The sequence below is a fragment of the Paraburkholderia sp. Ac-20340 genome (assembly GCF_017104965.1).
Lineage (GTDB): Bacteria > Pseudomonadota > Gammaproteobacteria > Burkholderiales > Burkholderiaceae > Paraburkholderia.
In genome coordinates this window covers 163,795-184,937 of sequence record NZ_JAAGPR010000008.1, presented here as the reverse complement: position 1 = coordinate 184,937, position 21,143 = coordinate 163,795, and the positions used below count along the sequence as shown (strand labels likewise).

Here is a 21,143-nt window from a genome sequence, read left to right as displayed (position 1 = left end):
CCGCTGAAGCGCCCTGGTCGACCCGGGAATGCATGGGCACGCCGCCTGCTCTGATCAGTACGTGCGGCGGCGCACCCTGCTTCCGATGAATCAGTATTCGCCCCCAGTACAAGCTGTCGCTTTCCAGCTACAATGAAGTCGCAATCGCTTGACAACCAGGAGGTTATCGTGATCGAACACGTAATACTGGGCGCGTTTCTGGTTATTCCCCTCGTCATTGTGGTTTTTCTGTTTTCGGATGAAATCCTCGAGGAGCATCGGATGCGCGTAGAGTCGGGCGCTCCTCATATCGACTGGCGTCACCCGCTGCGCAGCATCCTGCACCACTGAGGGCAGCGGGTGCGCGGTGGCCGGGAGCGATCCTGGCTGGCGTGCCCACGCGCTAATCCGGCTGCTCACGGTGCAGGCGAGGGATGGAGGCACTCGTGGAATTCGAGTTCTCCTGGATGACGTACTTCGTCGCCTTGTTCGCGCTGATGGTTTGCTCCATCGCGCTTTCGTTGCTCTGTCCCGGCGCAGGCCGGCGGCACGACTCACCGCCTGATAAGGCGGAACACGACGCCTGAATCCGCTCGGGATTCGGGCTGTTCACCTTCCCTTTAATTACGCCCAGACCGTAATTCATCGTCTGCGTAATTCGTCGTTACCACTTGCAGCACCTGTAATGGTTCATCGCGGCGACAATGGCTCGCATGTTTTCAAAGGTTCTCGAGGAGAACATCATGCGTAAGATTGCAGCCGTACTGGTAATGGCAGGTTGTGTGGTCGCGGCGAATCCGGCCAGCGCGCACGGTAATGGCGGCGATGTGGTGGGCGCGCTCGTCGGTGGCGCGCTGATTGGCGCCGTTGTGGGCGCCGCGGTCAGCGGCCCGGCAGTGTATGCTGCGCCGCCCGTCTACGCCGAACCGGCTCCGGTAGCCGCGCCGGTTTATGCCGAGCCCGCGCCCGTTTATGCCGCCGCGCCGGCTCCGGCGGGTTGCTACGACCAGTACTCGGGCCGTTATGTGCCCTGCGCACCGCCGCCGCCCCCGCCGCAGTATGGCGGCTATGGTCAGCCGGGCTGGTAAGCGCTGGAGGAAGCGGGCCGCGCGCCCGCTTCGCTATGCCAGCAGCGCCTGTTCGACGGGCGTCAGCATCAAGGTCAGTTTCTGCGTGAGCCGCACGACGGTGAATTCCACCGCACGACCGATGCGCGAGGCGTCCAGCAGACGCTGAAGCGCATCGATTCCATCGACGGGCAAGCCGTCGATCGCCACGATCGTATCGTCCACGCGCAGCCCGCCCAGCGCGGCCGGACCGCCCTTCACCACCTCCATCACCCGTACGCCGCTCGTCGAGTCGAGCCCGAAAAAGCGTTGCACCTTGCGCGCGATCGGCACGTTCGTCCCTGCAATGCCCACGTGCGCGCGGCGCACGCGCCCATGCGCGAACAACTGCGTGATGACCCATTTCGCCGAATCGATCGCCGTGGCAAAGCAGATGGCCTGCGCGCCCGGAATGATCGCCGTATTCACGCCGATGACCTGTCCCGCCGAATTGACGAGCGGCCCGCCCGAATTGCCGGGATTGAGCGCGGCATCGGTCTGGATCACGTCATAGATCATTCGTCCGGACTCCGAACGCAACGAACGTCCTAGCGCCGAGACCACGCCCGTGGTCACGGTCTGCGCAAGGCCGAGCGGACTGCCGACGGCAATTGCAATCTGCCCGACCCGCAATGTCGCCGATACCCCGAGTTCCGCGTGCGACAGCACCTCGCTCGCGCCGATGCGCAGGACGGCGAGATCGGTGCTCGGATCGTCGCCGATCAGATCGGCCTCGTAGATGGCGCCATCGGCCAGCGTGACGCGTAGCGCGCTGGCACCGTGTACGACGTGGCTATTGGTGAGCAGATAGCCGTCGGGCGTGAAGAGGAAACCCGAGCCGGTGCCGCCGCGAACGGGGCCTGAGCTTCCCGCAGGCGCGCGGCGCTCGACCGCGATGTGGGCGACGGCCTGCTGCACGCGCTCGAGCGCGCCGATGACGGTTTGCGAATAGGCGTCGAGCAAGGCCTCGTCGCCAGCGGGACGGGGGCTCGCGCGGCTGGCTGCGAGGTCGCGCGCGAGATCGTCGATGAAGGATGGACGGCTTCCCACGATCAGAATTCTCCGATGAAAGTGGGCCGTACATGCAGGGAGCGCGAGGCGTTTTCAAGAGGGGCGCTGGCCTCGGGTGATCAGCGCGGCGAGTCAGATTTAAGGGGCAAATCGCGAGTGATAGCCGAAGGTCAACGATTGTCAGATCGGCCTCGTAGCCATTGAAGGCCCTGATAAGAGCCCCGACAATGGTTTCGCGGCGACGTCCCCTCGCGCCGTGTTGTTAGTAGTTGGCAAAGCCTTTCGCCGCGGCCCCTGCCGCGGCTATTTTTTGCGCTTCGGAAACCTGGCAGCGCGACGGGCGTATGCGCCGTCCAAAAAGAAAGAAGCCCGCACTGAGGCGGGCTTAATCCATGCTCGGGTTACATGGCGAGGTAAATCAAAACGGTATTGCGGCGCCCTTTTTAGGTGTATCGCGGGATGGGCTGCGCGCCGGTCGACTCGTCAGGCAGCGAGGCGCGCCTTGACCTGAAGACGCTCGAGTTGCGTCATCAGCGAGTCGATCGTACGAAATTGGGTTTGCGAGAGCTGGGCCGTATCGAGCAGGTTCGAAAGACGGCGATGCCAGTATTCGACCGTGAGAATCGGCACCGTGCCATCCGTCAACAGTGACGGCACCATGACGCGCATGATGTGCGCGATTTCCTGATCGATAAACATCATTTTGTTTCGGCCCCCCGGATTAGTTCGGATCTCATTAATTGGATCCGTGAGGTCACTCTAGTTCGCTGGTAGCCGGTGCCTAGCTATCACAATTGATAGGGGGTGAGAGGGTCGAGATAGGGTGACGCGCGAAGCCCGCCAGGCGGGCTTTCCAGCGCACTGTCTATCTGGTTGACAAGCTTGATCCAGGAGATATCCTGGTGTTGTGCCAGTGTCCTTAATGACGCCAGCCATGGCCGTAATAGCCACCGACGCCGACCCCAATATCGACTGAAGGCGCGGCGTAATAACCTGGAGCGTAACCGTAACCATACGCCGGTGCCGGCGCATACGCATAAGGCGGGGCGACGACACAGCCTGTGAGGGTCGCAACCCCGGCGGCGAGTGCCAATGCACAGAAGAATCGAATCGTTTTCATGACGTCCTCCTAATGCGCTTATTGTGGGCAATAGCGAGGTTTGAAAACGAAACGATGTGTGACCGCTGGTTACTGCCGTAACGATTGTTGTGCGTGGCTTGGGTGGTCGGCGAAAGTGGTATGGGATTGGTTCACTATCCTTACTATTTTCTGATTTTGAATTTGATTCGGCATCCTGCTTGTTACGCGACGTCAAGTCGATGTCGTGAAGTGGAAAACCCGGTGAAATTACGACTAACGAGCGCGCTCCAGATCTCTTCGTGTGTTGTGTCCCATCGCGTCTCTGGAGATAACTGAAAGCGTTTAGATCATTCGCAAGCAGTCAGATCAGGCAGGTTTTACTGGATGAGCGAGCGTGCTAGCTTGCCTCACCCAACCGCCTGAAGGACAGACTGTGAAGCGTCGCGACCTTGCAGATCACAAGACCGCTCCGAAGCGCTTGCGCAACATGCCAACGTTCCGGCAGATGAAGCGAGGCAAGTTGCCGAAGCCTTTTCACAGGATGGGTGGCGCACGATATTCAGCAACCGACCTGATTCCCGTCTCCGAGACGCACTCGGTCCTGTTTATTTGGGGCAACGGAGACATCCTTACCGATACCAGGTTTTACGGGTATCTCTTGTGTGGGCTGCCGAATGGCTCGCTGTCGCCACTTCTCGAGTTCCATTGGCATCCGAGTCACAAGGGCGTTCACATCAAAGTACCGTGCGAAACCGAACTGGATTACACCGATCGGCTACTCCCCGGGGCTCCGGAGTTGGCATTAAAATCCAGTCGTATGTTCGATCCCAGGCTCTCTGACGATCGGAAGCGACTGATTTCCGTGTTCTGCCAGGCGGCTGGCATCGCGCTCGGGCAAGCGGGCGACTTATGGAATTGACCTCCAACCTGAAACGGACCATCTGCGATTTATTTGACGTGCACGCTGACGAAAAAGGCGTGCAGCGGATTGTTACGCCCCTCGAATACCCCGGGAGCGGCGATCAGATTGTCATCCGGGTGCGCCCTACGAAAGATGGCTACAAGATCGACGATAACGGGGAGGCTGCGCTCTATGCGAGCATGGCGGGCGGCGACGTCGAGTCGGATGCCGTTACTCGATGGGTTGAGGAAACCCTGTGCTATTCGCCGGCCACATTCTCGGAAGACGAAGTCCTGTCAGCCATTGCCGCTGATGAACGTCTGACTGCGCCCTATATCTTTCGCGTCGCTGAGGCGGCCCAGCAACTTTTTTCCATCGCGACTGCCCGTGGTTCCAAAAAGGCCAGTGATTTCCGGGAACGATTGGCGGCAGTCATGGCAGAGACCGCCTCGACACTGGGCGTAGCCTACCGGGCGGACGTGGAATTGCCTATCGCTGGCGGGATGAAGGCCGACTACATCATCGATCACGCGGTCCCGCTTCTGGTCATCGCCGCAACGAATGCGACTCGATTGCTCGAGGCGGAAGTCATCCACGTGCAATATCGCCTCGAAAACAAGCCGGGGTTCGTTCTGGCAATTGCGGAAAGCCAGACGGCAGTCGGAAAGGCCCAGTTTGAGCGCGCGAATTACTACACCGGAAAGACGGTAACGTTCAGCGAATCCAATCTGCCCAAGTTGATAGAGCAGCAACTGCACTAGTTGGTCAATGTATCAATTCCTGATGTTACGCATCGTTGATGCGTCGCCGGGCATCGTTGTGAACAGCCTTTTACTATCTGCGTGCATTACCGCAGGAAGCAAAGGGGCGCTCCTTTATCGAATTTTTCAGTAGGGCGCGCATTTCTCACAGCATTCGCTCGATCGAAAGCAGAACATTGCCTGTTGTGCTGCCAGTCTTCTCAAGCTCCTCAATCAACGCGTCTAACTGGCCAACGACGAGTCGCTTTGCTTTGTTCAAGTCGCTTGTCATTTTGGGTAAAGCGGCCGTCGTTTCTTTGAAGCCTGTCAGTTGATGCATTGGTCCGCCCAAGTTTCGTTGCAGCGAACTGAGAGATTCATAAAGCTCTTGAAGGTCCGAATTATTTTCAGCATTAATCTCATGACTTAGCGTCAAGGATTTATCTAGCGCGTCGAACGCGGCCTGACGATGCAATGACAGAATCATAGTCTGGCTCTTGAGAATACCCGCGAAGGCTTCCATGTCATCGGCGCAACGTTTAATGAGCCTCTTCACTGTTTTCGGTGAAGGCGAAGTGCCAACCGTTGTCAGTTCTGTCAGTGCGGCGGTATGCCCCGTAAACTGTACACTGACACGTTCAGTCGCGTCTTCGATGACCTCCATCGCCGCGACCATGTCTTCAATTCTCGCATTACATATTTCGACATAATCCAGCAAGCCAAGATCGTCTTCGCGAATGGGCTCAATGGACAATTCAACGGATTTTGGGGGCGCTGGAATGGCGATCGGGTCTGCACTTTGTCGCGCGAATCGCTGGGCAACTGCGGAGAGGTGTCCGCGAACTGAAGTAACGAATGCGTCCAAGTCCTCAAAAGTAGAGTAGATGCCTCTATCTGAAAGAGAAGAGCGAAATTTTTGAACACTTTCTATTTGTCGGGGATCAATCCTTGAAATAGGTATTGCCGCCTCTTTGAAGTAAAACATTATCAGCGGTGCGTTTTGGTCTGCGCTCAACCTTGCGTAGGCACGCTCGAACTCCTCCTGCGTGCCTGACATCGCCCGAGGCGTTGGTGTTCCAAACCTCGCCCACAAGATTCCGATGAATACATCATAGTCATCGCCGATTTGGCCATTGATTAGCGATTGTGGATCACCGCCCATCATAGGGGTTACGTGCGTTTCCCAGCGCACCAATTCGAACATGATACCCAGCCCAGCACTCCATGTGCGGTTCATCTCTGCAATCAATGTTTCAAGCGCTTCGCGCTCTGGCGCGACGTCGGAGGGAGACGCTACAAACACTTGTACGATAGTCGAGATTCGTGGCATTTATGACTCGATTGTTATGCGAGAGCGGAAGGTTGCGTTCTGAGAATAAGCTTGCCGTGAAGTAACGGGGGCAAGGTCAAGGTTGATATTCCACTATATCGATCCGGCAACTGCGAAGATTTCGCATCTTGCGCCTCCAATGCGAAAATCTTAAAAAATAGGATTTATCGGCATTCTCGGAGCAAAACCGTCAAATATTAGGAACTGACTACTTCCCAATACAAAACCGGCTAAAAATCACCCCAAGCAGATCATCGGACGTGAATTCGCCCGTGATCGAATTCAGCGACTCCTGCGCAAGCCGCAGCTCTTCGGCGAACAGATCGAGCGACTGCGCATTCTGCTGCGCGTGATCCGCCGCCTGCGCGAGTTGTTCGCGCGCCGCGCGCAGCGCGATCAGATGACGCTCGCGGGCGAGGTAGACGCTCTGCGCATCCGCCTGCCAGCCTGCGATACGCAGCAGTTCGGCGCGCAGCAGCGCCACGCCATCGCCCTGTTTGGCCGACAGGCGCACTTCGCAAAGCTCCGCGCCATGATCGGTCGTGCGCTTGCCCACTTCCGGCGCCGCGTCGGTCAGATCGGTCTTGTTGAGCACGCGCACCACCGGAACACCCGCCGGAAAACGCGCGGCGATCGCATCGTCTTCCGTTGTCATTCCCACACGCGCGTCGAGCAGATGCAGCACCACATCGGCGCGGCCAATCTCGCTCCAGGTGCGCTCGATACCGATTTTTTCGACTTCGTCTTCCGTGTCGCGCAGCCCCGCCGTATCGATGATGTGCAGCGGAATGCCTTCGATCTGGATCGTCTGCGAAATCTTGTCGCGCGTCGTGCCGGCCACCGGCGTGACGATGGCAAGCTCGGCGCCCGCGAGGGCATTGAGCAGCGACGATTTGCCGACGTTCGGCTGCCCCGCGAGCACCACCGCGAGCCCTTCGCGCAGCAGCGCGCCCTGGCGCGCCTCGGACAACACATGGTCGAGCTGCGCGCGAATGGCCGCAAGCTTGCCGCGCGCGTCGGCGGCTTCGAGGAAATCGATCTCTTCCTCGGGGAAATCGAGCGTCGCTTCCACCAGCATGCGCAGTGTCACGACATCGTCGACCAGCGCGTGGATGTCGCGCGAGAATGCGCCGTCGAGCGAGCGGCCCGCCGAACGCGCGGCGGCTTCGGTGCTGGCTTCGATCAGGTCGGCGACGGCTTCGGCTTGGGCGAGGTCGAGCTTGTCGTTGAGGAAGGCGCGGCGCGTAAATTCGCCCGGTTCGGCAAGGCGCAGGCCGAAGGCACGACCCGCTTCGATGCAGCGCTGCAGCACGAGTTGAAGCACGATCGGGCCACCGTGGCCCTGCAGTTCGAGCACGTGTTCGCCGGTGTACGAATGCGGCGCCGGAAAGTAAAGGGCGATGCCGCGATCGAGTACCGTGCCTGCGCCGTCGAAAAACGGCACGTAGCTCGCATGGCGCGCGGTCAGCGTCTGGCCCGTGAGCGCCTGCATGAGCGCCTCGGCGGCCGCCGCACCGGCGCGGCCGGCCGACACGCGCACGACTCCGATTCCGCCGCGACCGGGCGCAGTGGCAATGGCGACGATGGGATCGGTATCGGTGGCGAGCATGGCGGGAGGAATCGAAGTGAATCGGAGAAATGGAGAGATATCACGCGACGCCGGTCAGACCCGGACGAGTGCGCGAAAAGTGCCTGGATTGTAACGCGAGGGCTGGGCGCACCCGGGTTGAGGCTTTTGGACGCGAGCCGTCCTAATTTATCTCAAATTAGATAAGCTTTGTCTTAAGTTTAACAAGTCACGTTAAGACAAAAAGCGCGCCCAGATGGGAGAAATAACCAGCCCATGTGCTTTTTCGTCCAGGCATCAACTTGTTGAGGTAGTTGCGTTTTTAGGCGATTTGTCGCTTTTATAAGCTATATGTAGCCTATCTGGTTGTCAACTTCGATGAAAGCCGATTGCACAATCAGCGTCATGCCCACATCCGAAGAAAAAGCCGCCTTCTCCGAACGCCTCAAGTTCGCCATGAAGCGCGCGCCCGAAAAACTGCGCGGCAGCACCGATCTCGCAAACCGGTTCAACCTGCGCCATCACGGCGATCAACCCGTTTCGCCGCAAACCGCCCATAAGTGGTTGAGCGGGCGCACCATTCCGACCAACGACAAGCTGGCGACACTGGCCGTCTGGTTCGACGTGGATGTGCATTGGCTGCATTACGGTCCGTCGCCGGGCAAGAACACGCCGGCGGTGCCCAAACCCCGCAAGCCCGACGACAAATACCCGCTTTCCGAGGAAACCCTCGAACTGGCTTCGAAGATCCAGTCCTTGAGCGAGCATCACCGCTACCTTGTGGAAGAACTGGTGACGCAGTTCTACGGCGGCGCCGCGAAGATCTAGCTGGCTAGTATCGCCCGAGCGCGCATTGTGGCGTCAAGCCAATAGCGCACGCCCGGTTTGACCAACGTCACACGCGATACGAACAGCCATGAAAAAAGCCGCCTGGCAGTGACGCCAGGCGGCTTTGTTTTTACAGCCAGGAAACGACTCGCTTACGCGGCTTCCTTTTCCTTGTTCTTGCCTTTGCCCATCATGCGCGTGATGTAGTACTGCTGCGCGATCGACAGCACGTTGTTCACGACGTAGTACAGCACCAGACCGGCCGGGAAGAAGAAGAACATGACCGAGAATGCGATCGGCATGAACATCATCATCTTGGCCTGGACGGGGTCCGGCGGCGTCGGGTTCAGACGCGTCTGCAGGAACATCGAGACGGCCATCAGCACCGGCAGGATGAAGAACGGGTCTTGCTGCGACAGGTCGTGAATCCAGAGAATCCACGGCGCGCCACGCATTTCCACCGACGACAGCAGCACCCAGTACAGCGAGATGAACACCGGAATCTGGATCACCACCGGCAGACAGCCGCCGAACGGATTCACCTTCTCGGTCTTGTACAGCTCCATGAGCGCGGCGTTCATCTTCTGCGGATCGCTCTTGAAGCGTTCGCGCAGCGCCTGCATGCGCGGCGTGATTTCCTTCATGCGCGCCATCGACTTGTAGCTCGCGGCGGACAGCGGGAAGAACACGGCCTTGATCAGCAGCGTGAGCAGCACGATCGCCCAGCCCCAGTTGCCGACGTAGCTGTGGATCTTCTCCAGCAGCCAGAACAGCGGCTTGGCGATGATCGTCACCCAGCCATAGTCCTTCACCAGTTCCAGACCCGGCGCGATGCCTTCGAGCATGCGCTCTTCTTCCGGACCGGCGAACAGACGCGCCTGGATGTTGTCGGTCGCGCCCGGCGCGATCGAACCCAGCGGCTGCTTCACGCCAACGCGATACAGCGAGTTGTCGAACTTCTCGACGTAGATGTCACGCTTGACGCCTTGCTGCGGAATCCATGCCGTCGCGAAGTAATGCTGCACCATCGCCACCCAGCCGTTATCGGCCTGGTTGACGAAATCGGCCTTGTTCTTGTCGATGTCGCTAAACGAGATCTTCTGGAAGTGATGCTCGTTCGAGTACACCGCCGGGCCGATGAAGGTGTGCGAGAAGCGCGGCGTTTCGACCGGCTGGCTGTCGCGCACGAGTTCCATGTAGAGCGTGGGCGAAACCGGCGTGCTGCCGACGTTCTGCACCTTCGTGTCCACGCCGATCACATAGCTGCCCTTCGTGAACGTGTAGGTCTTGGTGACCTTCACGCCGCCCTTTTCGGGCGAATCGAGGCTGATCTGGAACGAACCGGCGTCGCCGCTCAGTTCGCGCGGACCGGGCGCCGCCGTGTAGACATCGTTGTGGTTCGGGAAGTCGCCACCGAGCAGACCCGTACGGGCGAGGTACGTGTGATCCTTGGTGTGATCGAACAGCGTGATGTACTGGTCGGGCTGCTTGCCGTCGCCTTCCTTCACGAGCGACAGCTTCGTGAGCGTGCCGCCGCGCGTGTCGATCTCACCGTCGTAGACGTCGGTGTGGAAGTGCACGAGCTGGGCGGTGGCGGCGGCGGGTTGTGCCGTGCCGGTGGGCGCCTGGCCTGCGGCGGCTGCCGGCAGGTCGGAAGCGGCGTCAGGCGCGCTGGCGGGTGCTGCACCGCTGGCGGCGGTCTGCGTTTGCGTCGCGCTCGGGAAGAACATCGACTGACGTCCATGGTCGCGCTGCCAGTTGTCGTACAGCATGACCGCTGACATGAAGAAGATGACCCATAGGACGGTGCGTTTGATATCCATGCGTTGTCTCAGTGTCGATGGAATGGCGCATCAGCGCTTATTCGGGGATGCAGGCGGGACCGGATCGACGCCACCCGCCGAAAACGGATGGCAGCGGCACAGCCGCCGGGCGGCGAGGTAAGTCCCGCGCGCGGCGCCATGATACTGGATTGCCTCGCGTGCGTAATCCGAACAGGAAGGGTAAAAACGGCAGCGGTTGCCGAGATAGGGACTCACGGCAAGCTTGTAGAAACGCAGTAAAGCGATCAGTACCGTTTGCATGGCGTGGCGGCCAGACAGCGCCGCGAGAAAGACAGACAGCGAAGACGGACATCTTGCCGCACCCGCAAACGTGGCGGGTGAAGCATCGGCGGCGCAAACCCGCGGTTCGCGCAGCGTGCTCATGAAGCTGCGGGCGCTGGCGGTGCCGCGTTGCACTTTGCGATTTCTCGCGCCGCTTTTTCGAGCAAATACTCGATTTCGGTGCGGCAAAGCGTTTTGAGCGGCGGCGACGAGGCGCCCGGCATGGCCTTGCGGTCGAATTTCGTATGCAGACGCAGCAGCAGGTCGAAACCTTCGAACTGCGCGCGGCGCACGCGAAACGTCTCGCGGGCAATGCGACGCACCAGGTTGCGCGTGACCGCGCGCGGCGCGTACTTCTTGCCGATCACGAGCCCGAGCCGCGCGTCCTGACCCGTGGGCCGGCCGTACACGACGAAGTGTGCGGAGCGGCGCCAGGGGCGCAAACGAAAAACGGATGAGAACTCATCCGTTTTCAGTAGCCTTGCGGCCTTCGGGAAAGCGGCCTGCGTTCGCAGCGTGGCGGCGCACACATCCTCCGCTTTGCCCGATTCTTCCGGCAATTCCGGCTGTTCCGGCAGTGTCACGTCAGGCTCGCTATCAATCGTGCGGATAGCGATGCTATCGACAACACTTGTGCAACGTCGCTTAGATCGCGAGGCGCTTGCGACCCTTCGCACGGCGTGCGTTGATCACTTTGCGGCCACCGGCGGTCTTCATGCGCACGCGAAAGCCGTGGGTGCGCTTGCGACGGGTAACGGAAGGTTGGTAAGTACGTTTCATGTTGCTCTCACTTGTTGAGAAATGACCGCGGCGAGCATCGCGGAAAAAAGCAATGGCCGGTGGTACAAGGGATTGGTTTTCGCGGAACCCTCTATTTAATCCCGTTTTTCTTTGGCCGTCAATAGCTTAGGGTATCGAGAAGCGTGAAATTACCCTGGTCTGGTCCTGACGGCGCCCTCGCGCGACCAGGTTGTGGTCACGTTGAGACCTGGCCATATGGATGGGGCACGAACACGCAATGCGTTGATCCGTCCCTGTGGATAACTCCCAGGCCAGGAGAAATCGGCGTTAGAATCTCGCCTATCCCAAGAATCCTGCATGCCGCTCCGGCCCGCCTGCTTGCCGCAAACCCTTTGCCGCGCGGGCTTCCGGAGCATTTGCCGTCGCCCCGACAGGGCCCGTTGCATTTGTGCGACACGCGCGGCGCGGCCGCAATGCCTGCAAACAAAACGACCACAGCAACTCGATGAACGATTTCTGGCAACACTGTTCCGCACTACTGGAGCGCGAGCTGACGCCCCAGCAGTACGTGACGTGGATCAAGCCGTTGGCCCCGGTTGCCTTCGACGCTGCGGCGAACACGCTGCAGATAGCTGCTCCTAACCGCTTCAAGCTCGACTGGGTCAAGAGCCAGTTCTCGGGCCGGATCACCGATCTGGCGCGCGATTTCTGGCAGACGCCGGTCGACGTGCAGTTCGTCCTCGATCCGAAGGCGGGCATGCGCGCGCCTGCTGCGACCGCCCCCGCAGCACCGCGCGCGCCGCTGGCGAGCGCGCCGGCCGCCGAGCCGGCATTGCAGGCAGCCCCCGCGTATCAGGCATCCCAGCAAGCAAACGTAATGAGCCCGGCCGGTCCGGGTTCGGCAGCGCTGGCCGCTGCCCAGCTTGCCCAGGCAAATGCCGCCGCAGCCGCCGCCGCACGTGACGACGCCGCCGACCTCGATCTGCCGAGCCTCGACGCCAATGAAGCCGCCGCCGGCCGCCGCAGCTGGCGCCCGGGCCAGAGCGCAGCCGCGGCTGCCGCCGCCAACGGCGCCGAGCCGGACCCGACCTACGAGCGCTCGAAGCTCAACCCGGTGCTCACGTTCGATAACTTCGTGACCGGTAAGGCGAACCAGCTTGCCCGCGCCGCGGCCATCCAGGTCGCGGACAACCCCGGCATCTCGTATAACCCGCTGTTCCTGTACGGCGGCGTGGGTCTGGGCAAGACCCACTTGATCCACGCGATCGGCAATCAGCTGCTGGTCGACAAGCCGGGCGCGCGCATCCGCTACATCCACGCGGAACAGTACGTTTCCGACGTGGTGAAGGCGTACCAGCGCAAGGCATTCGACGATTTCAAGCGTTACTACCACTCGCTCGATCTGCTGCTGATCGACGATATCCAGTTCTTCTCGGGCAAGTCGCGCACGCAGGAAGAGTTCTTCTACGCGTTCGAGGCGCTGGTTGCCAACAAGGCGCAGGTGATCATCACGAGCGATACGTATCCGAAGGAAATTTCGGGTATCGACGACCGTCTGATCTCGCGTTTCGATTCCGGCCTGACGGTGGCGATCGAGCCGCCCGAGCTGGAAATGCGCGTGGCCATCCTGATGCGCAAGGCGCAATCGGAAGGCGTGAGCCTGAACGAAGACGTGGCGTTTTTCGTCGCCAAGCATCTGCGCTCGAACGTGCGCGAGCTGGAAGGCGCGCTGCGCAAGATCCTCGCGTACTCGAAATTCCATGGCCGCGAGATCTCGATCGAGCTGACCAAGGAAGCGCTCAAGGATCTGCTGACGGTGCAGAACCGCCAGATCTCGGTGGAAAACATCCAGAAAACGGTGGCGGACTTCTACAGCATCAAGGTCGCCGACATGTACTCGAAGAAGCGCCCGGCGAACATCGCGCGGCCGCGCCAGATCGCGATGTACCTGGCCAAGGAGCTGACGCAGAAGAGCCTGCCGGAAATCGGCGAGCTGTTTGGCGGGCGCGACCACACCACGGTGCTGCACGCCGTACGCAAGATCGCCGACGAGCGCACCAAGGACGCCCAGCTCAACCACGAGCTTCACGTGCTGGAGCAGACGCTCAAGGGCTGATCTGCGGCGGGCCGGAGCCGGCGCCGTCCGGCAGCGGTCCCGCAACAAGCAGAAAAAAAGAACTGGAAATGCACGGGTGCCCCGGCGGTCTGGCTGCCGGGGCACTGTTTATTTCCCGGATCGCCCCCAATTTAGGGAAGTGGTCCGTTTTCAGGCACAATATGGGTTTAACTGCGGGCGGCTGGACCGCCCGCGGATTTCACGCCGCGGCCTGCGCTGCAGGGCGGCGCCAGGGTTTATCGCCACGACTGGCGTGCCCTGGACGGGATGCGCAGACCGCCACATCAACGAAGGAACTCTATGCAACTGGTCAAGACCGAACGCGATAACCTGCTGAGGCCGCTGCAAACGGTGAGCGGCATTGTCGAACGCCGCCATACGTTGCCGATCCTCGCCAATCTGCTGATCACCAAAAACGGTCCCGACGTCTCGTTCCTGTCGACCGACCTCGAGTTGCAGATCACCACGACCGCCGATTTCGGCGTCGGCAACGACCAGGTGGCCACCACCGTCGCCGCGCGCAAGCTGCTGGACATCCTGCGCGCGATGCCCGACGGCCAGGTCACGCTCACGCTCGCCGACAAGCGCCTCACGGTGCAGTCGGGCAAGAGCCGCTTTGCCCTGCAGACGCTCGCCGCGGACGAGTTCCCCACGGTGGCGCAGGCCAAGGACTTCGGCGCGAATCTCGCAGTGCCGCAGAAGACCTTCCGCCAGTTGCTCGGCATGGTCTATTTCGCCATGGCGCAGCAGGACATCCGTTACTACCTGAACGGCATGCTGCTCGTGGTGGACGGCGACCAGCTGATGGCCGTGGCCACCGACGGCCACCGCCTTGCGTTCTCGTCGATGAAGATCGAAGGCTCGTTCGCGCGCCAGGAAGTCATCATCCCGCGCAAGACCATCCTCGAGCTGCAACGCCTGCTCGAAGATATCGACGACACGCTCAAGATCGACATCGGCTCGACCCAGGTGAAGTTCACCTTCGGTCAGGTCGAACTGGTTTCGAAGCTCGTGGAAGGCAAGTTCCCCGACTTCCAGCGCGTAATTCCGAAGGCGCACAAGAACACCTTCGAGATCGGCCGCGAAGAACTGCAGCGCTCGCTGCAACGCGCGGCCATTCTCACGTCGGACAAGTTCAAGGGCGTGCGCTGCATCATCGAGCCGGGCCAGCTCAAGATCATGTCGACCAACGCCGACCAGGAAGAGGCGCAGGAAGAACTGGAAATCGCCTACCAGGGCGACACCATCGACATCGGGTTCAACGTCACGTATCTGCTCGACGTTCTCGCGAACCTGAAGGTCGACACGCTTCAAGTGAGCCTTGGCGACGCCAGCTCCAGTGCACTCATCACGATTCCCGAGAACGAGGAATTCAAGTACGTGGTGATGCCGATGCGCATCTAAAAAGCGCGACAGAAGAAGACACCATGGGGGCGCTGCGCCCCTTTGGCGTTTTTATGGCTTTTCGAAAAAGTCTCGAGCAGCAACCCAGGCAGTACGCAGAACCGGAAAAAATCCATGACTGATACGAACAACTCGCAACCCGACAACAGCTACGGCGCCTCGTCGATCCAGATCCTCGAAGGACTGGAAGCGGTGCGCAAGCGTCCCGGGATGTACATCGGCGATACGTCGGACGGCACCGGTCTGCACCATCTCGTCTTCGAAGTGCTGGACAACTCCATCGACGAAGCGCTGGCAGGCTACTGCAACGACATTCATGTCGTGATCCACGCCGACAACTCCATCTCGATCACCGACAACGGCCGCGGCATTCCCACGGACGTGAAGATGGACGACAAGCACGATCCGAAGCGCAGCGCCGCTGAAATCGTCATGACCGAGCTGCACGCGGGCGGCAAGTTCGACCAGAACAGCTACAAGGTGTCGGGCGGCTTGCACGGCGTGGGCGTGTCGTGCGTGAATGCGCTCTCCAGCTTCCTGCGCCTGACCGTGCGCCGCAACGGCAAGAAGCACTTCATGGAATTCCACCGTGGCGTGGCGCAAAACCGCGTGCTCGAAGACCGCGACGGCGTGATGGTCTCGCCGATGCAACTGCTCGGCGACACGGAAAACCGTGGCACCGAAGTGCACTTCATGGCCGATGAAACCATCTTCGGCAGCGTCGAATATCACTACGACATTCTCGCCAAGCGTATCCGCGAACTCTCGTTCCTGAACAACGGCGTGCGTATCCGCCTGACCGACCAGCGTTCGGGCAAGGAAGACGATTTCGCCTTCGCGGGCGGCGTGAAGGGCTTTGTCGAGTACATCAACAAGGCCAAGACGGTCCTGCACCCGACCATTTTCTACATCTCGGGCGAGAAGGACGGCGTGGGCGTCGAAGTGGCGATGCAGTGGAACGACAGCTACAACGAAAGCGTGCTGTGCTTCACGAACAACATCCCGCAGCGCGACGGCGGCACGCACTTGACCGGTCTGCGTGCGGCCATGACGCGCGTGATCAACAAGTACATCGCCGATAACGACATCGCCAAGAAGGCCAAGGTCGAAACCTCGGGCGACGACATGCGCGAAGGTTTGTCGTGCGTGCTCTCCGTGAAGGTGCCGGAGCCGAAGTTCAGCTCGCAGACCAAGGACAAGCTGGTGTCGTCGGAAGTGCGTGCGCCGGTGGAAGAAGTCGTGGCGAAGGCGCTCGAAGAATTCCTGCTGGAAACGCCGAACGACGCGAAGACCATTTGCAGCAAGATCGTCGATGCCGCGCGTGCGCGCGACGCCGCGCGTAAAGCGCGCGAAATGACGCGCCGCAAGGGCGTGCTCGACGGCGTGGGCCTGCCGGGCAAGCTCGCGGACTGCCAGGAAAAAGATCCGGCGAAGTCGGAAGTCTATATCGTCGAGGGTGACTCGGCAGGCGGTTCGGCCAAGCAAGGCCGCGACCGTAAGTTCCAGGCCATCCTGCCGCTGCGCGGCAAGGTGCTGAACGTCGAGAAGGCGCGTTACGACAAGCTGCTGTCGAGCGAGCAGATCGTCACGCTGATCACCGCGTTGGGCTGCGGTATCGGCAAGGAAGACTACAACCTCGAGAAGCTGCGTTATCACCGCATCATCATCATGACGGACGCGGACGTGGACGGCGCGCACATCCGCACGCTGCTGCTCACGTTCTTCTATCGCCAGATGCCGGAGATGATCGAGCGCGGTTATGTGTATATCGCGCAGCCGCCGCTCTACAAGCTCAAGGCGGGCAAGGACGAGCGCTATCTGAAGGACGACGCCGATCTGAACGCGCACATGCTGCGTCTCGCGCTGAACGGCTCGGAACTCGTGCCGACTGAAGGCGCAACGGCGATCGCCGGCGATGCGCTCGGCGAACTCGCGCGCTCGTACCAGCTCGCGCGTGGCGTGGTCGATCGTCTCTCGCGTCTGTACGACGTGCGTGCGCTCGAAGCGATCATGGACGGCGTGGCGATCGATCTGTCGAGCGAAGCGTCGACGGAAGCGTCGGCGCACGCGCTCGAAGCGCAACTGCGTGACGATCCGCTCAAGCCGGAAGTCAGCGTCGTGGCGATGTACGACCCGGTGCGCGAGCAGCGTTCGCTGCGCGTAGAGCGCACTCACCACGGCAACGTGAAGGTGTCGGTCATCGACGAGGAATTCCAGCTCACGGCCGATTATCAGCAGCTCGTGAACACGGCGAATACGTTCAAGGGTTTGATCGGCAAGAACGCCTTCATCAAGCGCGGCGAACGCAGCATGGCCGTGAACGACTTCAAGAGCGCGATGAAGTGGCTGATCGCCGATGCGGAACGTAACGTTTCGAAGCAGCGTTATAAAGGGCTGGGCGAGATGAACCCCGAGCAGCTCTGGGAAACGACGATGGACCCGACCGTGCGTCGTCTGCTGCGCGTGCAGATCGAAGATGCGATTGCCGCTGACGGCATCTTCACGACGCTGATGGGCGATGATGTGGAGCCGCGTCGCGCGTTTATCGAGAGCAATGCGCTGCGTGCGGGGAATATTGACGTTTGAGGTTTAAACGCCTGAATTCCTGAGCCGAAAATAAAAGGCCCATAAGTTGAAAAACTTATGGGCCTTTTGCTTGATGACGCGATGCTCGTTCGCGTCGAATCACTCGCCACTCACCAGCACATCCCGCAAAAACGCATCCAGCATCCCCACCTCTCCCCAGGGACGCTTGTACTCGCGATCATGCTCAGCCTCGGCAAGCATCGCCTCGATCAGCTCATGGATCGCAGGCCGGCGCGGACCATACTCGCCCTCGCCTGCCCGCATCTTCAACGCCAGCAGCGCATCAAGCTCAGCGACCACCGTCGCCTCACGCACCGTCCCAGCAACCAGATCCGCGAACCGCATCGGCGGCATGCCCAGCCCCATATCGATCCACCGCACCGCAAGCAACGGACGCAGCACGTACAGATACTTCTTGTACCGCACCGTATCGCCCTGCAGATAACCGCGAAAGTTCTTCTTCGCCATCGACAGATTTCTTCTTCGCCATCGACAGATAGTGATGCCGCCCGCGCATCGGCGAAAAGAACGCCGTAGCCAGCGACCTCAAACGCGGCGCCCAGCGCGCATCTTCGCGATACACAACCGGTGAATCGAGCCACTCCAGCAGCGTCGGATTCGAGCGATGCAGCAACTGCAAGGCCTTGCGCAACTCCCAGCCGCTGACGTCCAGCACATCGTCGATCGGCTTTTCGATCACATCGCGTTGCGGCTCGACGCGCAGATACCAGTCGCGCCGATGCACATAAACAAAGCGCACGTCATAGTCGCTATCCGGCGACGCAAAACCCCAGCCCCGGCTGCCCGATTCACACGCGAACAGCACCTTGACATCGTGCCGGCGCTCGACATCATCGAGTTCGGCCAGCACACGCGTGCGCACTTCAGGCTCAACCGGATGCGCACTGCGCACGGCCCTGAAATCGTTAGCACTCCCCATATTGACTCCTGATTCTTGTCCTTATCCTTTTACACACACCACCTGACGCAGCGTGTGGACGACTTCGACAAGACTGCGCTGCGCCGCCATCACCGCGTCGATGTCCTTGTAGGCCATCGGAATTTCGTCGACGACACCCGCATCCTTGCGGCATTCGACGCCTTGCGTCGCCGCCACCTGATCCGCGACGGTAAAGCGGCGCTTCGCTTCGGTACGACTCATCGTGCGTCCCGCACCGTGGCTGCACGAGCAGAAACTGTCCGCGTTACCGAGGCCTCGTACGATAAAACTCTTCGCGCCCATCGAGCCCGGAATAATCCCCAGTTGTCCCTTCTGCGCCGATACCGCGCCCTTGCGCGTCACCAGCACATCTTCGCCAAAGTGACGTTCGCGCTGCACGTAATTGTGGTGACAGTTCACCGCATGCCCGTCGATCTCGAACGCCTTGCCGATCACCGCACGCGCCGCATCGATTACCGCATCCATCATCGCCTGACGGTTCTGGCGCGCGTAATCCTGTGCCCAGCCCACGGCTTCGACGTAATCGTCGAAATGCTGGCTGCCCTCAAGCAGATACGCGAGATTGCGATCCGGCAGATTCGCAATGTGCTGACGCATATCCTGCTGCGCCAATTCGATAAACAGGCTGCCGATCGCATTGCCCACGCCGCGCGAGCCGCTGTGCAGCATGAACCAGACGTGCTCGCTTTCGTCGAGACAGACTTCGATGAAGTGATTGCCCGTGCCCAGCGTGCCGAGATGCGTGTAGTGATTGGTCTTTGCGAGCTTCGGATACTTTTCGACGATGCGCTTGAAGCCCGGCTCGAGCGTTTTCCACATGGCGTCCACATTAGCCGGCGCGCGGTTGCCCCACGCGCCCGGATCGCGGCGTCCCGGTGCGCGCCCGTGCGGCACCGCGCGCTCGATTGCGCCGCGCAGGCCCGCGAGCGAGTCCGGTAGATCGGCGGCCGTGAGCGTCGTGCGCGCGGCCATCATGCCGCAGCCGATATCCACGCCTACCGCGGCCGGAATGATCGCGCCCTGGGTGGGAATCACACTGCCGATCGTCGAGCCTTTGCCCAGATGCACGTCCGGCATCACCGCGATGTGGCTGAAAACGAAGGGCATCTGCGCCGTGTTGCGCAGTTGCGTGCGCGCTTCTTCCTCGAGCGCCACGCCGTTCGTCCACATCTTTACCGGCTTGCCGTTCGCCAGTTCCATCACCTGATAATCGAGTTCACTCATGTCATTCACCTGATGCTTTATTGCGCGATGAGCGGCATGCGTGCGCCGCTATCGCTGCTTCCATGTTGTACGTTTTCACGCCTTGATGCTGACAAGTCCGTTCAGCACCTGATCGAGCCCGCCGAACACCGAAATACGGTCGATCCGTTCCGCCACACGCTCCAGCGTTTCCAGCTCCTTGAGCCGCAGTGCGGTCGGGTTTTCTTCCATCACCTTCGCCGTATTCAGCAGCGAGCGCGTCGCAGCCGTTTCCTCGCGGCGGCGGATCACGTTGGCCTGTGCCGCCTTTTCCGCCTCGACCACCTGCGCGAGGATCGTCTTCATATCGCCCGGCAGCACGATGTCTTTCACGCCGACGCTACGGATCTCCAGCCCCGAATCCGCGAGCCGCATGCGCACCTGTGCAATCACCACCTCGTCGATCATCTGCTTGTCTTCGAGCAGCTCGTCGAGCGAGCGCGTGCCCACGGCCGCGCGCAGCGCGAATTGCAGCTCGCGATAAAGATGATCGGCGGGCTTCTGCAACTGCCCGAAGGCGCGCAGCACGTCCGCGTAGCTCCACGTCGCGGCCAGATTCAGGCGCAGCGCGACCTTGTCGCGCGTCAGGATTTCCTGCCCACCCACTTCAAGCGCCTGCACCCGCAGATCGACGAGTTCGACTGCCACATCGCGGCCGAAGCGCCAGAATGACGAAACCCCTGCGTCGAGCAGCCGTTCGATCTTGCCGTCGATCTTCAGCACGCCGACGTGGAACGCCGGCACCTGTGCGAGCAGCACGCCATTCAGGCCGGCGATGCCACGCGCGCGCAGTGCAGGCTGCATCAGCCGTTTCGTGAGCGCCGCGGCCAGCTCGCCGTGCTGCGCGAAATCCACGCGCTCCAGGCGATGCTCGACGAGTCCGCGCCAGTACAGACGGCGCGTGCCAGGCGGCAGAATCTCGACGAGCACGTCGTCCGCATAGCGCAGGCCCGCTTCATCGTCGGCGAGATCCATTGCGACGAAGTGCTGCGCGAGCACATCCTGCGCATCGCGGCGCAGCCAGTCGGCGAGGGCGGCGTCGGCGAGCGGCGCATCGAGTTGCGCGGTCTGCACCGAGAGCCGTTTGAACGGATCGAAAGCGCGGAACACACCCGGTTCCAGCACTTTCACGAAATCGCCTTCGTTCATCAAGAGCGCGCGTTCGTTCTTTTTCACTACATGACGCATCCACATATCGTTGTCCTTATTGTTTGTTCAGGGCCAGTTGGCGCGCGCCGCACGGATCGTGACGCGACGCGAACGGGTGAGCGGAGCGAAGGACTCGCGATGGCCGATGCGGCGATGTCTCACTGCTGACTTCGTCGTATCTGTCTACGCTGGCCACTTCGGCCGCCCGGCCGTTCGCGCGGCGTCGCAACCGGTGCGACGCGCGGCGGGCCTCACGGCCCGCACCGGCGGGTACTGCTTATCGAGAATCTGCCCTT

At 60.9% G+C, this 21,143-nt stretch carries 20 protein-coding genes and 1 pseudogene; 9 read left to right on the top strand and 12 right to left on the bottom strand.

The window, feature by feature from the left end:
* Positions 1-168 precede the first annotated feature (168 nt).
* The 3 genes from G3N59_RS13515 to G3N59_RS13505 all read left to right on the top strand — a co-directional run bounded on the left by G3N59_RS13515 (position 169) and on the right by G3N59_RS13505 (position 1,067).
* Positions 169-330 (top strand): hypothetical protein, encoded by a 162-nt coding sequence (locus G3N59_RS13515; protein ID WP_205983133.1) that lies wholly within the window; start codon positions 169-171, stop codon positions 328-330.
* Positions 331-425: 95 nt separating this feature from the next.
* Positions 426-566 (top strand): hypothetical protein, encoded by a 141-nt coding sequence (locus tag G3N59_RS13510; RefSeq protein ID WP_205983132.1) that lies wholly within the window; start codon positions 426-428, stop codon positions 564-566.
* A 156-nt stretch (positions 567-722) separates the two neighbouring features.
* Positions 723-1,067, top strand: coding sequence for an ecotin precursor (locus G3N59_RS13505; protein WP_205983131.1), 345 nt, complete (start codon positions 723-725; stop codon positions 1,065-1,067).
* 33 nt (positions 1,068-1,100) lie between these two features.
* On the opposite strand, the gene G3N59_RS13500 is transcribed toward G3N59_RS13505, so the two are convergent.
* The 3 genes from G3N59_RS13500 to G3N59_RS13490 form a co-directional block, all read right to left on the bottom strand.
* Positions 1,101-2,135, bottom strand: a complete 1,035-nt coding sequence (locus G3N59_RS13500; RefSeq protein WP_205983130.1) for a trypsin-like peptidase domain-containing protein — start codon at positions 2,133-2,135, stop codon at positions 1,101-1,103.
* A 444-nt stretch (positions 2,136-2,579) separates the two neighbouring features.
* Positions 2,580-2,798 carry a hypothetical protein gene (locus G3N59_RS13495; RefSeq protein ID WP_205983129.1) on the bottom strand — a complete coding sequence of 73 codons (219 nt, stop codon included), beginning with the start codon at positions 2,796-2,798 and terminating at the stop codon, positions 2,580-2,582.
* Between the two features lie 217 nt (positions 2,799-3,015).
* Entirely contained in the window at positions 3,016-3,216 is a 201-nt protein-coding gene (locus G3N59_RS13490; protein ID WP_205983128.1) for a hypothetical protein, read from the bottom strand.
* Positions 3,217-3,610: 394 nt separating this feature from the next.
* On the opposite strand from G3N59_RS13490, the gene G3N59_RS13485 reads away from it, so the two are divergent.
* Both G3N59_RS13485 and G3N59_RS13480 read left to right on the top strand, forming a co-directional pair.
* Complete coding sequence (locus G3N59_RS13485; protein WP_346777880.1) at positions 3,611-4,096, top strand: hypothetical protein; 486 nt, start codon at positions 3,611-3,613, stop codon at positions 4,094-4,096.
* Positions 4,087-4,839 carry a hypothetical protein gene (locus G3N59_RS13480; protein ID WP_205983127.1) on the top strand — a complete coding sequence of 251 codons (753 nt, stop codon included), beginning with the start codon at positions 4,087-4,089 and terminating at the stop codon, positions 4,837-4,839. Before G3N59_RS13485 ends, G3N59_RS13480 begins: the two co-directional genes overlap by 10 nt.
* 145 nt (positions 4,840-4,984) lie before the next feature.
* Here the strand turns inward: G3N59_RS13480 and G3N59_RS13475 are convergent, their stop codons facing one another.
* Together G3N59_RS13475 and mnmE are read right to left on the bottom strand one after the other, a co-directional pair.
* Positions 4,985-6,148, bottom strand: coding sequence for a DUF4062 domain-containing protein (locus G3N59_RS13475; protein ID WP_205983126.1), 1,164 nt, complete (start codon positions 6,146-6,148; stop codon positions 4,985-4,987).
* A gap of 208 nt (positions 6,149-6,356) precedes the next feature.
* Entirely contained in the window at positions 6,357-7,757 is a 1,401-nt protein-coding gene (mnmE, locus tag G3N59_RS13470) for a tRNA uridine-5-carboxymethylaminomethyl(34) synthesis GTPase MnmE (RefSeq protein ID WP_205983125.1), read from the bottom strand.
* Between the two features lie 363 nt (positions 7,758-8,120).
* On the opposite strand from mnmE, the gene G3N59_RS13465 reads away from it, so the two are divergent.
* Positions 8,121-8,543, top strand: a complete 423-nt coding sequence (locus G3N59_RS13465) for a transcriptional regulator (RefSeq protein WP_205983124.1) — start codon at positions 8,121-8,123, stop codon at positions 8,541-8,543.
* Positions 8,544-8,695: 152 nt separating this feature from the next.
* Here the strand turns inward: G3N59_RS13465 and yidC are convergent, their stop codons facing one another.
* The 4 genes from yidC to rpmH all read right to left on the bottom strand — a co-directional run bounded on the left by yidC (position 8,696) and on the right by rpmH (position 11,428).
* Entirely contained in the window at positions 8,696-10,366 is a 1,671-nt protein-coding gene (gene yidC / locus G3N59_RS13460) for a membrane protein insertase YidC (protein ID WP_205983123.1), read from the bottom strand.
* Between the two features lie 30 nt (positions 10,367-10,396).
* The gene (yidD, locus tag G3N59_RS13455; protein ID WP_027815935.1) at positions 10,397-10,627 is read right to left on the bottom strand and encodes a membrane protein insertion efficiency factor YidD; all 231 of its coding nucleotides are present in this window, start codon (positions 10,625-10,627) and stop codon (positions 10,397-10,399) included.
* Between the two features lie 119 nt (positions 10,628-10,746).
* Positions 10,747-11,208, bottom strand: coding sequence for a ribonuclease P protein component (locus tag G3N59_RS13450; protein ID WP_241023437.1), 462 nt, complete (start codon positions 11,206-11,208; stop codon positions 10,747-10,749).
* A gap of 85 nt (positions 11,209-11,293) precedes the next feature.
* Positions 11,294-11,428 carry a 50S ribosomal protein L34 gene (gene rpmH, locus G3N59_RS13445; protein WP_004198824.1) on the bottom strand — a complete coding sequence of 45 codons (135 nt, stop codon included), beginning with the start codon at positions 11,426-11,428 and terminating at the stop codon, positions 11,294-11,296.
* Positions 11,429-11,894: 466 nt separating this feature from the next.
* Between rpmH and dnaA the strand changes: the two genes are divergently transcribed.
* The 3 genes from dnaA to gyrB all read left to right on the top strand — a co-directional run bounded on the left by dnaA (position 11,895) and on the right by gyrB (position 17,495).
* Positions 11,895-13,505 carry a chromosomal replication initiator protein DnaA gene (gene dnaA, locus G3N59_RS13440; protein ID WP_241023417.1) on the top strand — a complete coding sequence of 537 codons (1,611 nt, stop codon included), beginning with the start codon at positions 11,895-11,897 and terminating at the stop codon, positions 13,503-13,505.
* A 300-nt stretch (positions 13,506-13,805) separates the two neighbouring features.
* Positions 13,806-14,909 carry a DNA polymerase III subunit beta gene (gene dnaN / locus G3N59_RS13435; protein WP_027815932.1) on the top strand — a complete coding sequence of 368 codons (1,104 nt, stop codon included), beginning with the start codon at positions 13,806-13,808 and terminating at the stop codon, positions 14,907-14,909.
* 114 nt (positions 14,910-15,023) lie between these two features.
* Positions 15,024-17,495: a DNA topoisomerase (ATP-hydrolyzing) subunit B gene (gene gyrB / locus G3N59_RS13430; protein ID WP_205983121.1), complete on the top strand. Its 2,472-nt coding sequence runs from the start codon at positions 15,024-15,026 to the stop codon at positions 17,493-17,495.
* 99 nt (positions 17,496-17,594) lie between these two features.
* Here the strand turns inward: gyrB and G3N59_RS13425 are convergent.
* The 3 genes and pseudogenes from G3N59_RS13425 to G3N59_RS13415 form a co-directional block, all read right to left on the bottom strand.
* A pseudogene (locus G3N59_RS13425) lies at positions 17,595-18,435 on the bottom strand (nucleotidyltransferase domain-containing protein).
* A 21-nt stretch (positions 18,436-18,456) separates the two neighbouring features.
* Positions 18,457-19,680 carry an RtcB family protein gene (locus G3N59_RS13420; protein WP_205983120.1) on the bottom strand — a complete coding sequence of 408 codons (1,224 nt, stop codon included), beginning with the start codon at positions 19,678-19,680 and terminating at the stop codon, positions 18,457-18,459.
* A gap of 75 nt (positions 19,681-19,755) precedes the next feature.
* Complete coding sequence (locus G3N59_RS13415) at positions 19,756-20,892, bottom strand: slipin family protein (protein ID WP_205983119.1); 1,137 nt, start codon at positions 20,890-20,892, stop codon at positions 19,756-19,758.
* Positions 20,893-21,143 lie beyond the last annotated feature (251 nt).

Excerpts from the sequence above, each read along its gene's own strand:
- G3N59_RS13505 (WP_205983131.1), top strand. The coding sequence starts at position 723 with ATGCGTAAGATTGCAGCCGTACTGGTAATGGCAGGTTGTGTGGTCGCG.
- G3N59_RS13490 (WP_205983128.1), bottom strand. The coding sequence starts at position 3,216 with ATGAAAACGATTCGATTCTTCTGTGCATTGGCACTCGCCGCCGGGGTT.
- dnaN (WP_027815932.1), top strand. The coding sequence starts at position 13,806 with ATGCAACTGGTCAAGACCGAACGCGATAACCTGCTGAGGCCGCTGCAA.
- yidD (WP_027815935.1), bottom strand. The coding sequence starts at position 10,627 with ATGCAAACGGTACTGATCGCTTTACTGCGTTTCTACAAGCTTGCCGTG.
- G3N59_RS13495 (WP_205983129.1), bottom strand. The coding sequence starts at position 2,798 with ATGATGTTTATCGATCAGGAAATCGCGCACATCATGCGCGTCATGGTG.
- yidC (WP_205983123.1), bottom strand. The coding sequence starts at position 10,366 with ATGGATATCAAACGCACCGTCCTATGGGTCATCTTCTTCATGTCAGCG.
- G3N59_RS13480 (WP_205983127.1), top strand. The coding sequence starts at position 4,087 with ATGGAATTGACCTCCAACCTGAAACGGACCATCTGCGATTTATTTGAC.
- rpmH (WP_004198824.1), bottom strand. The coding sequence starts at position 11,428 with ATGAAACGTACTTACCAACCTTCCGTTACCCGTCGCAAGCGCACCCAC.
- mnmE (WP_205983125.1), bottom strand. The coding sequence starts at position 7,757 with ATGCTCGCCACCGATACCGATCCCATCGTCGCCATTGCCACTGCGCCC.
- G3N59_RS13420 (WP_205983120.1), bottom strand. The coding sequence starts at position 19,680 with ATGAGTGAACTCGATTATCAGGTGATGGAACTGGCGAACGGCAAGCCG.
- G3N59_RS13415 (WP_205983119.1), bottom strand. The coding sequence starts at position 20,892 with ATGTGGATGCGTCATGTAGTGAAAAAGAACGAACGCGCGCTCTTGATG.
- gyrB (WP_205983121.1), top strand. The coding sequence starts at position 15,024 with ATGACTGATACGAACAACTCGCAACCCGACAACAGCTACGGCGCCTCG.
- G3N59_RS13475 (WP_205983126.1), bottom strand. The coding sequence starts at position 6,148 with ATGCCACGAATCTCGACTATCGTACAAGTGTTTGTAGCGTCTCCCTCC.
- dnaA (WP_241023417.1), top strand. The coding sequence starts at position 11,895 with ATGAACGATTTCTGGCAACACTGTTCCGCACTACTGGAGCGCGAGCTG.
- G3N59_RS13465 (WP_205983124.1), top strand. The coding sequence starts at position 8,121 with ATGCCCACATCCGAAGAAAAAGCCGCCTTCTCCGAACGCCTCAAGTTC.